General features: G+C 40.2%; 15 protein-coding genes and 1 tRNA gene. 4 read left to right on the plus strand and 12 right to left on the minus strand.

Annotated elements, in window-relative coordinates; all coding sequences use genetic code 11:
* Positions 1 to 30: 30 nt before the first annotated feature.
* Entirely contained in the window at positions 31 to 603 is a 573-nt protein-coding gene (locus BLQ87_RS16380; RefSeq protein WP_074608731.1) for a hypothetical protein, read from the minus strand.
* An 8-nt stretch (positions 604 to 611) separates the two neighbouring features.
* The gene (locus tag BLQ87_RS16385; protein WP_074608733.1) at positions 612 to 1331 is read right to left on the minus strand and encodes a pyridoxine 5'-phosphate synthase; all 720 of its coding nucleotides are present in this window, start codon (positions 1329 to 1331) and stop codon (positions 612 to 614) included.
* Between the two features lie 64 nt (positions 1332 to 1395).
* On the opposite strand from BLQ87_RS16385, the gene BLQ87_RS16390 reads away from it, so the two are divergent.
* Positions 1396 to 2967, plus strand: coding sequence for a mechanosensitive ion channel family protein (locus BLQ87_RS16390; RefSeq protein WP_074608735.1), 1572 nt, complete (start codon positions 1396 to 1398; stop codon positions 2965 to 2967).
* Positions 2968 to 3135: 168 nt separating this feature from the next.
* Here the strand turns inward: BLQ87_RS16390 and ahcY are convergent, their stop codons facing one another.
* From ahcY to BLQ87_RS16430, 8 genes are all read right to left on the minus strand, one after another.
* The gene (gene ahcY / locus BLQ87_RS16395) at positions 3136 to 4452 is read right to left on the minus strand and encodes an adenosylhomocysteinase (protein ID WP_074608737.1); all 1317 of its coding nucleotides are present in this window, start codon (positions 4450 to 4452) and stop codon (positions 3136 to 3138) included.
* Positions 4453 to 4597: 145 nt separating this feature from the next.
* Positions 4598 to 5806 (minus strand): hypothetical protein, encoded by a 1209-nt coding sequence (locus tag BLQ87_RS16400; protein ID WP_074608739.1) that lies wholly within the window; start codon positions 5804 to 5806, stop codon positions 4598 to 4600.
* 61 nt (positions 5807 to 5867) lie between these two features.
* A complete protein-coding gene (locus BLQ87_RS16405; RefSeq protein ID WP_074608741.1) occupies positions 5868 to 6272 on the minus strand; it encodes a hypothetical protein in 405 nt (134 codons plus the stop codon).
* 208 nt (positions 6273 to 6480) lie between these two features.
* Entirely contained in the window at positions 6481 to 7251 is a 771-nt protein-coding gene (locus BLQ87_RS16410) for a hypothetical protein (protein ID WP_074608744.1), read from the minus strand.
* A 138-nt stretch (positions 7252 to 7389) separates the two neighbouring features.
* Complete coding sequence (locus tag BLQ87_RS16415; RefSeq protein ID WP_074608747.1) at positions 7390 to 8736, minus strand: amidohydrolase family protein; 1347 nt, start codon at positions 8734 to 8736, stop codon at positions 7390 to 7392.
* A 61-nt stretch (positions 8737 to 8797) separates the two neighbouring features.
* Positions 8798 to 9427, minus strand: coding sequence for a DUF1028 domain-containing protein (locus BLQ87_RS16420; protein WP_218129457.1), 630 nt, complete (start codon positions 9425 to 9427; stop codon positions 8798 to 8800).
* Positions 9428 to 9662: 235 nt separating this feature from the next.
* Positions 9663 to 10205: a GyrI-like domain-containing protein gene (locus BLQ87_RS16425; RefSeq protein ID WP_245723870.1), complete on the minus strand. Its 543-nt coding sequence runs from the start codon at positions 10203 to 10205 to the stop codon at positions 9663 to 9665.
* A gap of 116 nt (positions 10206 to 10321) precedes the next feature.
* Positions 10322 to 10395, minus strand: a tRNA-Asn gene (locus BLQ87_RS16430).
* Between the two features lie 319 nt (positions 10396 to 10714).
* Between BLQ87_RS16430 and BLQ87_RS16440 the strand changes: the two genes are divergently transcribed.
* Positions 10715 to 11125 (plus strand): BrxA/BrxB family bacilliredoxin, encoded by a 411-nt coding sequence (locus BLQ87_RS16440; protein ID WP_074608755.1) that lies wholly within the window; start codon positions 10715 to 10717, stop codon positions 11123 to 11125.
* Between the two features lie 337 nt (positions 11126 to 11462).
* Here BLQ87_RS16440 and cdaA read toward each other — a convergent pair whose 3' ends face one another.
* Both cdaA and folP read right to left on the minus strand, forming a co-directional pair.
* Entirely contained in the window at positions 11463 to 12254 is a 792-nt protein-coding gene (gene cdaA / locus BLQ87_RS16445; protein ID WP_073237882.1) for a diadenylate cyclase CdaA, read from the minus strand.
* Positions 12255 to 12281: 27 nt separating this feature from the next.
* Positions 12282 to 13139 carry a dihydropteroate synthase gene (gene folP, locus BLQ87_RS16450; RefSeq protein WP_074608757.1) on the minus strand — a complete coding sequence of 286 codons (858 nt, stop codon included), beginning with the start codon at positions 13137 to 13139 and terminating at the stop codon, positions 12282 to 12284.
* Between the two features lie 56 nt (positions 13140 to 13195).
* On the opposite strand from folP, the gene BLQ87_RS16455 reads away from it, so the two are divergent.
* Both BLQ87_RS16455 and BLQ87_RS16460 read left to right on the plus strand, forming a co-directional pair.
* Positions 13196 to 13738 carry a DUF1599 domain-containing protein gene (locus tag BLQ87_RS16455; protein ID WP_074608759.1) on the plus strand — a complete coding sequence of 181 codons (543 nt, stop codon included), beginning with the start codon at positions 13196 to 13198 and terminating at the stop codon, positions 13736 to 13738.
* Positions 13738 to 14928 carry a BT_3928 family protein gene (locus BLQ87_RS16460; protein WP_074608762.1) on the plus strand — a complete coding sequence of 397 codons (1191 nt, stop codon included), beginning with the start codon at positions 13738 to 13740 and terminating at the stop codon, positions 14926 to 14928. The genes BLQ87_RS16455 and BLQ87_RS16460 overlap by 1 nt, the downstream gene beginning before the upstream one ends.
* Positions 14929 to 14930 lie beyond the last annotated feature (2 nt).

Genomic DNA, 14930 nt, shown 5'->3' on the forward strand with positions numbered 1-14930 from the left:
TAGCTCTAAGTGTAAAAGACTTTGATCTAACTAATCCCCGGTCAGTACCCAGCCCTCTTCTTTTTTGAACTTTAATTTATAGGTTTTTGTGATGAAATTGCTTGCCGTTCCCTTGTCTTTCAGGAAAATAGCAAAGTCATTCTGTTCCTTTTTTAAGGATACCGTGACTCTGGCTACTTTGGAATCACCTTTAATCAGCGTGATGGGTTTTTCTGGATCCAAAACATAATCTAATACCCGGAGTGTTGCTTTTGAAGCATCCTGTTTCAGTACGTAAGGTTTTGACTTATCTGTTAATGAAACCTGATATATATAGACACTGTCTTTTGATAAGAACTTCTTCTTCTGATCCTGTAAGGTCATTTCTACCAGGCCTTTTCCCTGCAAGCCTTTGTATTTCTCCAACTCCACCTTATCATTTTTACTTCTGAATTTCATTTCTCCAACATTGATCCGGATGCTTTCAAATTCAGGATTTGCTTTCAGGTGCGCAGTGATGACATCTGTTGCGGTACCTTCGTCCAGGTTACCGGCACCACCTTTACAGCCGGCGATAAAGAAGAGAAATACAGCAGAGATCGTTAATAAGGTTAAGTTTTTCATAAGTATATTTAGTCTTTTAGTTGTCTTAAATACATTTGAACGGTATTCTCTAATCCAAGGTATAGTGCATCACTGATTAAGGCATGGCCGATGCTTACTTCCAGTAATCCCGGAATATTGGCTGCAAAATAGCTCAGGTTCTGAAGGTCCAGGTCATGGCCTGCGTTGATCCCAAGGCCAAGTTTGTTGGCTCTTTCTGCAGCAGCAACATAGGGAAGAATGGCCTGTTCTTTATTGGTATGGAAATGGCGTGCATAATCTTCGGTATACAGTTCGATGCGGTCTGTCCCACTTTCCGCCGCTGCGTCGATCATTTCGACTACCGGGTCTACAAATATCGAAACCCTGATTCCGGCAGCCTGGAATAAGGTCGTCATCTCTTTAAGGTATGCTTGATTTTTGATGGTATCCCAACCATGATTGGAAGTGATTTGCCCTTCTGTATCGGGCACCAAGGTCACCTGTGCTGGTTTATTGGCAAGCACAAGGTCCACAAATTTCTGTTCCCGGCAATTGCCTTCAATGTTAAATTCTGTGGCAATTACGGCTTTCAGGTCAAACACATCCTGATAACGGATATGTCTTTCATCTGGTCGTGGATGTACGGTGATGCCCTCTGCGCCAAAGCGTTCGCAATCTAACGCTACCCTTACCAAATCCGGATTGTTACCCCCGCGACTGTTTCTTAATGTCGCGATTTTATTAATGTTTACAGATAATTTTGCCATGACGTAAAAATAGTGGATTATTTCCTTATTTTGTTGTCAACAATCACGATAATTTCTTACACCAATGTCCATAAAGTCCCTTTTTACATTTCTATGCCTGTTGAGTTTACAAAGCGTATTGTATGCACAGCAAGCCAAAGTTGATCTCAAAGGATATCCGGTTATTGCACATCAGGATACCTTGTTTCACATCAAAAACAGATTGGGTTCCTTATCTGCTTCAGAACGGGCAGCGCGGACTTCAGAAAAAGTGGAGAACCTGGCGGATGACCTTCTTTTTGTGGCTGATTCTGTCAGGATTGAAGAGGACTCTGTAGTTACGGATCTGATCTATAAAGGGAATATCCTGATCAGCTTGTCTAAGGCCGACGCAGATTCGGTACGTATGGACAAAGGTGTGCTGGCAAAGACCTATCAGCAGATCATCGTAAAAAATGTAAAAGAATACAAAAGTGAAACAGATGTTACTGAATTATTGAAACGTGGGGGGTTAGGATTCCTAATCTTATTGACGCTCGGGGCCTCTATTTTCTATTTAAATAAATACTCCAACCGCTTCCGTGCCTGGATCAGTGTGAAACTGCAGAAAAGGATCGGAAACATTAAAATTAAGGATTACGAACTAATCAATAAAAGGAGTGAATTGTTGCTCATAGGCAGGTTACTGAACCTGCTTAAATTTCTATTGATGTTTTTACTGATCTACATCACACTTCCACTGGTGTTCCGTCTTTTTCCATGGACAAAGCCCTGGGGAGATAGCCTGATCAGTTTTGTGCTGAACCCACTGAAAAATATATTCAGTGCAATGATCAATTTCATTCCTAATCTGATTACGATCGTAGTCATCTTCTTTGTCTTTCATTACATTAAAAAGGGAATTAAGTTTTTAGCGGATGAGATAGAAACAGAGAAACTTAAGGTAAATGGTTTTTATCCTGACTGGGCAAAGCCAACTTACAATATCGTGAAAATTGTCCTGAATGCATTTATGCTGGTGGTGATCTGGCCATTTATTCCGGGCTCTAATTCTGAGATTTTCAAAGGGGTCTCTGTATTTTTAGGACTCTTGATTTCCTTTGGTTCTTCTTCTGCCATCAGTAATGGGGTTGCAGGAATGGTGATTACCTATATGCGGCCTTTTAAAATTGGCGACGTTGTGAAAATAGGAGACATCACTGGGGCAGTACTCGAGAAATCTTTACTCGTTACGCGGTTAAAAACGATAAAAAATGAAATCATTACCATTCCGAACAGCGCGATTTTGAATGGCAATACGGTTAATTATACGAGTTTATGCGTGAATGAAGGATTAATTATTCATTCTACCCTGACTCTGGGCTATGATATTCCATGGAAAACGATTCACGATTTGCTGATCAATGCAGCGCTTGGAACAGAAGGAGTTGTTAAGGAAAAGCAACCATTTGTATTGCAAACAAGTCTGGACGATTGGTATGTATCTTATCAGGTCAATGCTTACGTTAATAAACCAGAAATCATGGCTTTGATTTACTCGGAGCTTCATAAAAATATCCATGAGGCTTTTGATGCTGCGGGAGTAGAGATCATGTCGCCACATTACCAGGCGATCAGAGATGGAAATGCGAGTACGTTGCCAGGACAGGGTGTATAATTCAATTGGAAGAAACATGGTTTAGTACCAAAGGGAAAGTATGTTGGGAGAGATGCCAGGAGCAGCAGCCTAAGCACTGAGTACGACGTTCTACCGGAATACTATTTCATAAAAAAGGGCTGCTGTTTTTTTTCAAACAGCAGCCCTTTTATTTATTTAAAGATATTTCTAGTATCTGTAAGCTTCAGGCTTGAATGGACCTTCAACAGGTACACCAATATAATCCGCTTGATGCTGATCTAAAACATCCAGTTCAACACCGATTTTTGCCAGGTGTAAACGGGCAACTTTTTCATCAAGATATTTAGGAAGAACATAAACTTTGTTCTCATATTTATCTGTATTTGTCCAAAGCTCTAACTGCGCTAAAGTTTGGTTGGTGAAAGAGTTCGACATTACAAAACTTGGGTGACCTGTAGCGCAACCTAAGTTTACCAAACGACCTTCAGCCAATAGGATGATGTCTTTACCGTCAATAGTATATTTGTCAACCTGAGGTTTGATCTCAATTTTAGTATCACCATAGTTTGTGTTTAACCAGGCAACATCGATTTCATTATCGAAGTGACCAATGTTACAAACGATAGTTTTATCTTTCATCAGTTTGAAGTGTTCTGCACGAACGATATCACAGTTACCGGTAGTGGTTACCACGATGTCAGCTTCTTTAACTGCGGTAGAGAATTTTTTCACTTCATATCCTTCCATTGCTGCCTGTAATGCACAGATCGGGTCAATTTCAGATACGATTACACGTACACCTTGTGAGCTTAATGATTCCGCAGAACCTTTACCCACATCACCGTAACCTGCAACAACAGCAACTTTACCAGCCATCATTACATCAGTTGCACGACGGATTGCATCAACCAATGACTCACGGCAACCGTATTTATTGTCGAATTTAGATTTGGTAACTGAATCGTTAACATTGATCGCAGGTAAATGTAAAGTGCCATTTTTCATGCGCTCATACAGACGGTGAACACCTGTAGTAGTTTCTTCAGATAAACCTTTAATTGCAGCAATCAGCTCAGGATATTTATCGAATACCATGTTGGTTAAATCACCACCATCATCTAAGATCATATTTAATGGCTGACGCTCCGGACCAAAATGTAAAGTCTGCTCAATACACCAGTCGAAATCTACTTCATTCAGACCTTTCCAGGCATAAACCTGAATACCTGCAGCAGCAATAGCAGCAGCAGCGTGATCCTGTGTAGAAAAGATATTGCATGATGACCAGGTAACTTCAGCACCCAGTTCAACTAAAGTTTCAATTAAAACTGCAGTCTGGATAGTCATGTGCAAACATCCTGCGATGCGCGCACCTTTTAATGGTTTTGAAGGACCGAATTCTTCGCGTAATGACATTAGACCTGGCATCTCTGCCTCTGCTAATCCAATCTCTTTACGACCCCATTCTGCCAGTGAAATGTCCTTAACTTTATAAGGAACGTAAGTTGTCTCTACTGATGACATATTTATTTTATTTAAGTGATTAAATGCTTGTCTTTACTTGTTTTGATCTCCGAATAACCGCCTTACAGCAAATCAGTTCAGATATTGTGCAAAATTACATAATAGTTTGACCAAATTCAATTTATAATGTCTGCGTAAAGTCCTACTATTCTATAAACCTGCTGCCGGTGCTCTCTGAAAATACAACCAACAGGTCATATCCCTTAATCCATTCTTTCATGGGTTCAGAGATTTTAAGTTTACCCATAAACACGACATTGCGAATGGGTCTTAAATCAAAAGTTGCCCATTCTTTGTCTTTCAGCTTTGCGGTAAATGGACTGAGCATACCCAGTGTGTCGCTCCTATCGTCATTATTGGGCTGGATTGTCAGTTTGTTGTCGAGTGGGGCCATCACATTCATGGTTCCTTGCTTGCCATAAATCAGGATATGTAAGGGCTTTTTATTAGCCGATGCCGCGAGATTGTTTGCGAGATTTCCTACCTCGAAGACTCCTTTAAGATCATCTGTGCGGGGAAGGTGGTTGGCTCCAAGCTTAAAAAGCAATTTTGGGACCTTAATTTCGTCGCTGGTAATATAAGGGGCAAGATAGTTCATCAGATTTTTCTTCATCAGGTTTGTCCTTAAGCGGTAGCTTCTGTTCCCAAAGGCAGGGATACTCAATTTAAGGTAGTTCAGCATTTGTTTCGATAACTTACTTTCCTTTTGGAAATCAACAAGAAGGGAATCGACAGTGGCTGTTGTAATATGATATCCCCTGAAATCACCATATCTGTTTACGTCCTGATAAATGGGTAAATCCCATTTAAAGCATTCTTCTTTCTTTTGCAAAGCTTTTTTCTTGTTGGCAGGCGATTTTGCTTCATTGGCCAGCATATCAAAAAAGCTACCAAGCCCCATCGTATTGAGCTCGTTTAATCCCCAGATGTCAATGTTTTTTAATTGCATTTGTCTGGCCAGTTCCATTTCCGGCTCCCAGCAATAAAAGGCAAAATCATAAGGATTTTGTTTGAAATGCGCAGAGTATTGCTCTGGATGAACACTTATCTTCTTTAAGCGCATTGCACTAAAGGGATCTATTTCCGTCACTAAAGCTGTGGGTTTGAAGATCTCTGCTATTCTGGTGGTAAAAACAGGAATTTCAGCTTCCCCATGTTCTTCACCTATCATCAGAAACTGTGTAGTTGCAATTTCCTTTTGAAGGAAATCCCAACCTTGCCCTTCAAAGTTTCCCTTTTCAAATTTAAACGCTTGCTTTTTGATCAGACTATCGAGTTTTAAGCTGTCAGAAGGGCCTGCGGTGATACGGTACCTGTTTTCTAAAGATGGATTATTTCTGGCGCAAAGAGACAAAAAACTGCGGTGAAAAGTGTTTTCAAGTACTTGGGTTTAGGTTTTGTATAAAAACAGTAGACTATGTTCTTTGTAATATGTTACGGTTAATGATGAAGAAAGCAGCTCCGCAGACAGCGATAGTTAAGATGGAATTTAGCAGGACATGAATCCATATTCCCATAACGGAAAAAGTACTCCAGCTGGCTACACGGTCATTGAACTCCATATAATTCATCAATAGCCAGAAAATGACCAATACCAAAGTACTTAGAATGACCTTACTCAGTATTGATTTTCTTTTTAGCATCAGCAATAAGCAATTTAAAAATATCAGGGAAATGAGGGCATACCAATGAAGGTAAGCTATAGGGGAGTTGCTCATGTCTGCGGCTGATACCCCCTCGGGTGCTGACCAGAGCACCTGGACATAAGTACAGATTACTGCGCTAAGGTTGAATAATACGATTTTATGGTTGCTGGTCATGATATTTTTTAAGTCAGGATAAAGTAGATAAAAAAGAATATACGGACTTTGTGTATGATGACTTATACTATTTTGATACCGCTTTAGATAACCGTTTATTACCTGCTGATAAAAATAACCTGGAGATTTTTTAGCATGGACGGCCCGTTTTCCATTGAGCTTTGTTGAGTGCCATATCAACGGCCGTCCATGTAATGTTGTTGTCTATCTAAAATTTTATGAGTAATTTTTCAGAATTAAGCTGATCATTGCTGTAGTATTCAAAGAACCAATCTCCATTCTTTTTGAGTACGATGCCGTTAGACTTTCCGTTATCTGCAATAAAATAATCCTGTACTGATGTTTTAAGCAGGGTTAAGACTTTTTTTGGTGTGGTATCTATCAATTGAAATCCATTCGCTGTTGGTTGTGCGTATAAGGTTCCTGCGGGTTGAGTTGTGGCTACTGCCAGCGCTTCTTTTGCTACAGGAAGAGGTTCTGCAACTTGTTTTACAACAGGGGCGACTGTTGCCGCAGCTGGGACCCTTTGCTGAACCGGCGCATTTGTTGATCCGTTGTATGCGTATTCCGTCTCCGTCAGGGAAGTAAATGCATCCCTTAGTGCAAGATTATAAGATGCTTTAAACTCTTTTTCCCTGCTTTTTCCTTCCTTGCTTTTAAAAACAACATTACCCTGACAGTCCTTTAATAAAAGGGTGATATTGGTGGTGAACATCCCATTCTTTTCTAATACATCGGTTGTCAGTGCATTACATTTGTTGTTGGCGATTTCGGTAGGTAGCTCAGCGTTATCAAAATATACCGTAAATCCCTTTTCTTCTAATAATAACTTGGTCAGCGTGTTTAATCGATATTGATCATTTTGCTTAAGAAAGTTAAATTTTTCAGGTACCAGAACATATTTGTAGTTGTTAATCGTATTCTGGGCGAAGCCTGAAAAAGGGAGAACTAAAATGAGTAATAAAAGGTACTTTTTCATATTGAAATTGTTCTAAATCAGTTAATGAGTATCATTCCTGGCTACCGCAAATGACAGCAGCCCAATGTGCGCTATAAATATAGTTTTTATTGTTTCAAACTTAAACAAGGCGAATCAAAGATTCGATGTGGTTTTATCTTATCTGTAGATTTTTCCATTTTTAATAACGGTTTTCGATAGGCTGAAATTATGGTAATCGTCAAAAGGACTTTTGTCCCATATCAACAGGTTGGCCAGCTTTCCTTTTTCCAGCGTTCCTGTTTCCTGGTCAATGTTAATCGCTTTTGCCCCATTGATGGTTGCAATTTTAAAAGCATCAGCCACGGAAAATCCATATTTACAAAAAAGGATCAATTCTGAGATGTTTACCTTTCCTCCGTTTGGTCCGTCCGAACCGAGCCGAATTTCAATCCCTTTATCCTGCATTTTTTTTGCATATTTCATCAGGATTGAAAAATTTTGCAGGCATCTTTTAGTTTGATCTTCTGTGAGCAGGATGTCTGCAGGCCTGGTGTAATAAGTGGGTTGAAATTGCTCGTATAGTCTGTGAATTGTGGTAGAGAAGGTTGCCTTTTTTTGGGCCAGGGCCACTATAAATGCGTCCATTTCAGCGGGCTTGTTCTCCTCAATGAAACGGAACTGCTCCAGATAACATTCCAGGAACCTTGCTTCTGTATTTATTTCTCCAAAATGAGCTTTAAATTGTTTGTCGAATTGAGTTTTGTCCGTTTCGGAGGTAATTATTGTATTTGGAATGGCTGCAAGATGTTCATAATTAATTAATCCGATCGCTAAAGTTTCATTGATGGTCAGGTAATCGGAACTGAAATCACTAATATGGCCGTAAATTCCCATGCCGAGACTGTCTGCTATTTTGTAGGCTGTTATAAATTCCGGCCTTTGAAGGCGATAATACAACTTAACACGATGGATCCCTTTCCTGTGGTATTCCAGGATCTTTTGTTTTGCGGATTCCGGTGTTTCTACAGTTGTGTGTGCGATATAGGGAGTTCTTTTTTCTTTTGAGATTAATGCTCCGCCTGAGATATACAGGTCCGTGTAGCTGGCGTTTTGATTTTTCTGCCAGCTTAATAGCGGTGCCAGCCAGTTTTCCGGCTGGCCCATGGTTAATACCGTTGTGGTTCCAAAAGGAAGGTATTCGTCGGACAGTTTTTTGCGCAAATTCTTCAAAGCATCTTTGGCCAGAAATGCCGGTGCTTTTTTATAATCTCCAAAGACATCTGTCGGATGAATATGTGTATCAATAAAAGCGGGTGTGACTAATTTTCCTTTTGCATCGATGGCCCGTTTTGCAGAATATACATTTGAACCATCAGTTAATTTTTCAATTCTGCCATTGTGTATAAGGATGTTTTGATCCTTAGTGATGATGCCGGTTCTAACATCAAGAACCTGGGCATTTGTAATGATTAAGTCGTATTGCCTATTCTGACCAAAAGCTGAAGCCAAAGAGAGTAACAGCATTATTGTTAATGTTATTTTTCGCATTTCTTTAAAAAGGGGAATATAGCAAATATTGAATAACCTAAGCCTGCGGGAGCGTATTCAATATGAAGATGAGCAGACCGAAAAAAGCAACAAATAACTCACCCGGTTTTGCTACCGTAAGAAATGCGCTTGACGCTTTTTTGTCACCACAGCGCTTATCACCTCCATATTCGGCTCCTGCTTCCAAAGCGAGCATCAACACATCCTGAATGCTCAAGGATGCCTTTTGGGCTTTAATGGCAGCTTGAAGGATTTTATTAAAAACCTGATTATTGCTTAAGGTATTGCCCTGAACGGATATCCCCGTTGAAGTTGTACTTCCTTTAGCATCGTTTGTTTCTGTTCCGGTGTAAGTTTGCGGTTGATCCATCCCATTCAGGCACACGATTCCGTATTGCTGTTGTTCGGGATCAAATTCAGGGTTCCTGAGTGCCTCCAGGATTTCTTGCGGCGATGCATCAGCAAGGATCATTTGAAGCCCTTTGTTCCGCGCATTTTTATTGCTCATGGCTTGCACAACAATTGCACCTTTGCCAGGAGCAATCGCACCGATACCATAGACACTAAAGGTGCATGAGGCACCGGCTACGCCAATTTCTTTTGTCCTGGGATCGATCACAATAATCGACCAGGTTGCTTTAGCATTCAGGGTTAATGCGAGTAGCAAACTTGATATTGATAGAAAATATTTGAATTTGCGCATATCATAAAGATATGTAATAGATTGAAAATCAGTTGGAAAAAAGAAGGGAGAGTGGCCGTTTTACCGAACTCTCCCTGTTGTGCTCCCGGTACCAGGTAAATCTCGAACCAATTATTGCTTCATTGAATAAATTGGCAGATTTTAGCATGATGTTTTGTTAAAATCGATTTAAATTTTTAGTAAAATAACAAACTGATTTTTATTCTTTTATAGATATATAAGTTTCTACTTCGGCATGATCTCCATCGTAATATTTTTTTTCGTGAATAGTGAAATCAGCTTTATAGGCCCGGTTTAATTTGTCATTTTGCCATATCTCCAGCCAGGTATTGAAAACTGCTGCTGGCATCTTACCTTTAGAAATGAATTTTTGATAGGCAGCTGTTTCAATTGTTATTCCGACAAAGCCCTGCGGAATATTTTCCAGCGAGCTTACAGCAAGTCCAATAATGGTGGTATATGGGCCATTGAAGTCCGCTTTATAATCTGTGTAAACTGCATAAATATCATCATTGACTTTGTTTGGAATTTGTCTTTGTATTTCCTCAGTCCAAAATTTAACCCATAATTTTTCAATGTCTTTGGCAGATTGTCCGTTTTCATTGGTTGTTCTTGTTGAAATTCCAATTACGTTAAATTTTTGAATGTTCATTGCTGTAGATCTTTTGGTTTGTGATTGAGCGGCGAAGGAGCATAGCATGAATGCAATAAGCATCCGATACTGAAAGTTCTTTGTTGTCATTATTATATTTGTTAGGGAACAAATCTAGAATGCACCAGTGACAACCCTATGGCAGCGTATACTGGACAGAAAATAAAAAAGGCAAGCGACCGTTTTACCGTGCTTGCCTTTTTGTGCTCCCGAGACTGGGCTCGAACCAGTGACCCTCTGATTAACAGTCAGATGCTCTAACCAGCTGAGCTACTCGGGAATCCTTCGATTTGAAGAAATCTGGTTTTGTAAACAAAAAAAGATCCTCTTTTTTCGGAGTGCAATATTATAGATTCTGTTTCAATTTTAAAAGAGCCCTGACCAATTTTTTTGAAACTTTTTTTTAAGCGCTTATACCTGTGTGGATTAAATATCAAAAAAAGGGGTTCTGATAAAGGAGAAGCAGTCTGCCCTGCCGGTGAAATCATCAAACTCTAAGTAATTTAAAGGTAAAATCGGACCTGCATCTCATCTATTCCTTTGATGCTAATGACTTGTACTGTACATTTGTATGGATTAAAGAATTAAAAATAGAAAATATGTATCCTGAATATTTAGTAGAACCTATGCGTGCAGAACTTACCAAAGTAGGTTTTGAGGAGTTGAAATCTGCAGCTGATGTGGATAGTGCCATCACTGGCGAAGGGACTGTATTTGTAGTAGTAAACTCTGTTTGTGGTTGCGCAGCAGCAAATGCACGCCCTGCAGCAAGATTAGCAGCAGCAAATGAAAAACATCCTGATAAACTGGTAACAGTATTCGCAGGTATGGAAAAAGAGGCTGTTGACAGAGCAAGAGGGTACATGTTGCCTTTCCCTCCATCTTCGCCATCTATGGCTTTGTTTAAAGATGGTAAGTTAGTTCATATGATTGAACGTCATCAAATTGAAGGCAAACCTGCACAAATGATCGCTGATAGCTTAATCGGCGCTTTTGAGCAATACTGCTAATCATACAAAAATATCTCAAAAAGGGTTTGGTTAAATAATTAATCAGACCCTTTTTTGTGAAGACCTCTCTGGTCATCTCACGCGCTATTCCAATTTTCTTCTGAGTAAATGTTTAATGTGACTTCCCTCCGGGATGTCGCCGGGTTAAGCCTGTACTGACTCCATTATTACTCCATCGTAAGTACGGAATGAGTCCACCTTTTTTCAGCAAAAACGTGGACTCACCGTGGACTCACTGTGGACTTACTGTGGACTCAATACAACTGCATATCGGAGGAGGTACGGAACGATCCCGAATAAGGTCAAAATGAAGATGTAGTTTAATTGAAAGGAAATTTTAAAAATCTTTATTGAGCAATTTCTCCAGTTCTCCAAAAGAAACGTTCATGCGTACACGCCCCTGTTTAGCATAAGCAATTTCTCCGGTTTCCTCAGAGATGATCACTGCAACCGCATCAGTGGTTTCTGAAACCCCAATACCTGCCCGGTGACGTAAACCAAACTGAGGAGGGAGCTTGTCGTTATCCGTTAAAGGAAGGATACAACTGGCACTTTTGATTTTATTCTCCGCAATCACTACGGCACCGTCATGGAGCGGGCTATATTTTTGAAAAATGCTTTCCAGCAATCTTTTCGATATTTTAGAATCGATGATCTCGCAGCTATTGGCAAAAAGTTGGTCGTCATAAAACTTGACAAACACAATCAGGGCCCCTGTGCGGGATTTCTTCATGCTTTTACAAGCATCGATGATTGGTTTTATACGAACAAGATTATCTCTTTCAATATTTTTACTTCCGAAGAGGTAGCCCCACCAGGCTTTATTCTGCTGGAGAAAGGTGTTTTTTCCAATCATCAGTAAAAAACGCCGGATTTCCGGCTGGAAAATTACAATGAGTGCAATGATTCCCACACTCATGAATTTATTGATGATGGTCGACAACAAACGCATATTCAGCTGATCTACTGCGAACCAGATGATCAGGATGATCAGCATGCCCAGCAATAGATTTACAGCAAGGGTATTCTTGATCAGGTTATAGATATAGTAAATGAGCAGGGCCACAAAAATAATGTCCGCTACATCTGTTAATGATACTTTTAGAAAATCGAAATCAAATCCTTTCATTATCGCCAAGTTAGGTATTTTTTGAGATTAATAGGACCTGGTCTTTTCCACCAAAGCGATACATTCTGCTGCCGCTTTAACGTCATGAACCCTTAAAATACCTGCTCCTTTCATTAATGCGATCGTATTTAACACTGAAGTGCCATTGAGTGCTTCTGCCGGGCCGCCACCTAAAAATTTATAAATCATCGATTTTCTTGAAAAACCTACGAGTACCGGCATTTCGAAAACATCGAGGTCTGCGAGCTGGTGTAACAACTGGTAATTTTCATCAGTTGTCTTTGCAAAACCAAAGCCAGGGTCCAGGATGATGTCTTTAGCGCCTAATTTATGAAGCCCGGCAACCTTTGAAGAAAAATAATCTACCAGATCTAAGCCAATATCAGCATACCCTGTTTGTTGCTGCATCGTTTGCGGGGTTCCCCTCATGTGCATGAGAATATAAGGGACCTGTAAATCTGCAATGGTCTGGAACATGGCTTCGTCCATTCCTCCTCCTGCAATGTCATTGATCAGGTGAGCGCCTGCTTCAATACTTTCTTTAGCAACCTTTGCACGAAAAGTATCAATGGAAAGCCAGGCTTCGGGGAATTCCTTGCTGAGCAGTTCTACAATAGGAACAATACGGCTTAATTCTTCATCCGTACTGACCTCAGCTGCCCCGGGACGGGAAGAATAGGCTCCGATATCAATATACTTAGCCCCCTCATTTAGAAAAGTTTCGGTTCGTTTTAGGGCATCATCGGCAGTGCCAACTCTGCTGTTGTTATAAAACGAATCCGGGGTCAGGTTCAGGATTGCCATCACGGCTGGCCGACTTAAATCTGCCAGCTTACCTTTTAGGTTTAGTGTGGTCTTTCGGTTTAAAAATGTATCTTTAGCCATCGTATAACACAAAAATACGGTATTTAAATAGCTTTAAACTAAATATTTTAATTGTTTTGGCAACAAACACATCTCAAGAATTCGATTCAGTAATCGCGATTTGTAAATCGCTTTTTTTAAAGAAAACAAAGGACTATGGAACCGCCTGGAGAATCCTCAGGCCATCCTCTATTACGGATCAGATTTTCATTAAAGCGCAACGCATCCGCACGCTGGAAGAAAAGAAAGTTTCAAAAGTAGGGGAGGACATCAGTTCTGAATATATTGGCATCATCAACTATTGTGTGATCGGGATGCTGCAGCTGGAACTCAATGCAGATGACCCTTACGAGATGGAAGTCGCTCAGGTAGAAGCCATGTTCGATGAAAAGGTAAACCTCACCAAAGAACTGATGTTTGCTAAAAACCATGATTATGGAGAGGCCTGGAGAGACATGCGCACGAGCTCATTAACGGACCTGATTCTGATGAAAATCATGAGGGTTAAACAAATTGAAGATAATTTAGGAAAAACAGTGGCTTCTGAAGGCATTGATGCCAATTATCAGGATATGCTCAATTATGCTGTTTTTGCGTTGATTAAACTGGACCTGAAATAATGAAGAAAATTGCCCTGAATTTTGCCCGGATATTTGTTGGAGTACTGTTTATATTTTCAGGACTCATTAAAGCCAATGACCCCCTGGGTTTTGGATATAAGCTACAGGAATATTTCGATGAATTCCATAACATCTTTTTAAAGTTTATAGGCTCAAATGCAGGAGGAAGCTTTTTCTTAAGCGAAATGGCTACCGGGATTGCGATCCTGCTTTGTGTGCTTGAAATTGTATTGGGTGCCTTATTACTTTTTGGTTTCTGGAGTAAAAAAGTAACCTGGGGGCTGTTGGGGACAATTATATTCTTCACTTTTCTAACCTTTGTTTCTGCATATTTCAAAATCGTGACTTCCTGCGGATGTTTCGGGGATGCCATTCCTTTAACACCATGGCAGTCCTTCTCCAAGGATCTGGTATTGCTGGTGCTGATTGTATATCTGTTTCTTTGTCATAAATTGATTAAGCCAATTACTGATCAGCCGGGCTTGCAAAAAGGCCTGTTGGCAGGGGTGCTGATATTGTCAACCTTATTTAGTCTCTATACTTATCGCAGACTGCCTATTCTTGACTTTCTGCCTTATAAAGTAGGTGCGAATATTCCCGAACTGATGCGCATTCCTCCGGGAGCGCAGCCAGATGAGTTTCAGATCATGTACAACCTGACGAACAAGAAAACCAAAGAGAAAAAGGTGATGAGCGATAAGGAGTACCTGAAAACGGAAATCTGGAAAGACGACAACTGGGAGATTGTAGGGACACCTGAGAAAAAGCTGATTAAAAAGGGATATGAGCCTAAGATTAAAGATTTAAACATCAGCGATGGTTCAGGTACAGACTATACAAAAGAGCTGATAGAAAACCCTTATTACAACCTGATTGTTGTTGCGTACAACCTGAAGGATACGGATGAAGAAGGGATGTCTGCCTTAAATGCGATGTCTTTAAATGCTGCAGAACAGTTTAACATCAGAACGGTATTGCTCACCTCCAATTCTGCACAGGATGCGGCGGTGTTCAGTAAAAAGATGAAGTTGTTTACGGAAATCTTTTATGCTGATGCGGTTCCTTTAAAAAGTATGGTTCGGGCTAATCCCGGTGTGCTCTTGCTAAAGAACGGGGTAGTCATCAATAAATGGGCATACAATGCGATGCCTTCCTTTGAGGAGCTTTCCGAGAAATATTTCAGTAAATAAAC

It is taken from the genome of Pedobacter steynii (genome assembly GCF_900103665.1).
Lineage (GTDB): Bacteria > Bacteroidota > Bacteroidia > Sphingobacteriales > Sphingobacteriaceae > Pedobacter > Pedobacter steynii.

Coding starts and splice junctions, on each gene's coding strand:
- BLQ87_RS16380 (WP_074608731.1), bottom strand. CDS start 603: ATGAAAAACTTAACCTTATTAACGATCTCTGCTGTATTTCTCTTCTTT.
- BLQ87_RS16385 (WP_074608733.1), bottom strand. CDS start 1,331: ATGGCAAAATTATCTGTAAACATTAATAAAATCGCGACATTAAGAAAC.
- BLQ87_RS16390 (WP_074608735.1), top strand. CDS start 1,396: ATGTCCATAAAGTCCCTTTTTACATTTCTATGCCTGTTGAGTTTACAA.
- ahcY (WP_074608737.1), bottom strand. CDS start 4,452: ATGTCATCAGTAGAGACAACTTACGTTCCTTATAAAGTTAAGGACATT.
- BLQ87_RS16405 (WP_074608741.1), bottom strand. CDS start 6,272: ATGACCAGCAACCATAAAATCGTATTATTCAACCTTAGCGCAGTAATC.
- BLQ87_RS16410 (WP_074608744.1), bottom strand. CDS start 7,251: ATGAAAAAGTACCTTTTATTACTCATTTTAGTTCTCCCTTTTTCAGGC.
- BLQ87_RS16415 (WP_074608747.1), bottom strand. CDS start 8,736: ATGCTGTTACTCTCTTTGGCTTCAGCTTTTGGTCAGAATAGGCAATAC.
- BLQ87_RS16425 (WP_245723870.1), bottom strand. CDS start 10,205: ATGACAACAAAGAACTTTCAGTATCGGATGCTTATTGCATTCATGCTA.
- BLQ87_RS16440 (WP_074608755.1), top strand. CDS start 10,715: ATGTATCCTGAATATTTAGTAGAACCTATGCGTGCAGAACTTACCAAA.
- cdaA (WP_073237882.1), bottom strand. CDS start 12,254: ATGAAAGGATTTGATTTCGATTTTCTAAAAGTATCATTAACAGATGTA.
- folP (WP_074608757.1), bottom strand. CDS start 13,139: ATGGCTAAAGATACATTTTTAAACCGAAAGACCACACTAAACCTAAAA.
- BLQ87_RS16460 (WP_074608762.1), top strand. CDS start 13,738: ATGAAGAAAATTGCCCTGAATTTTGCCCGGATATTTGTTGGAGTACTG.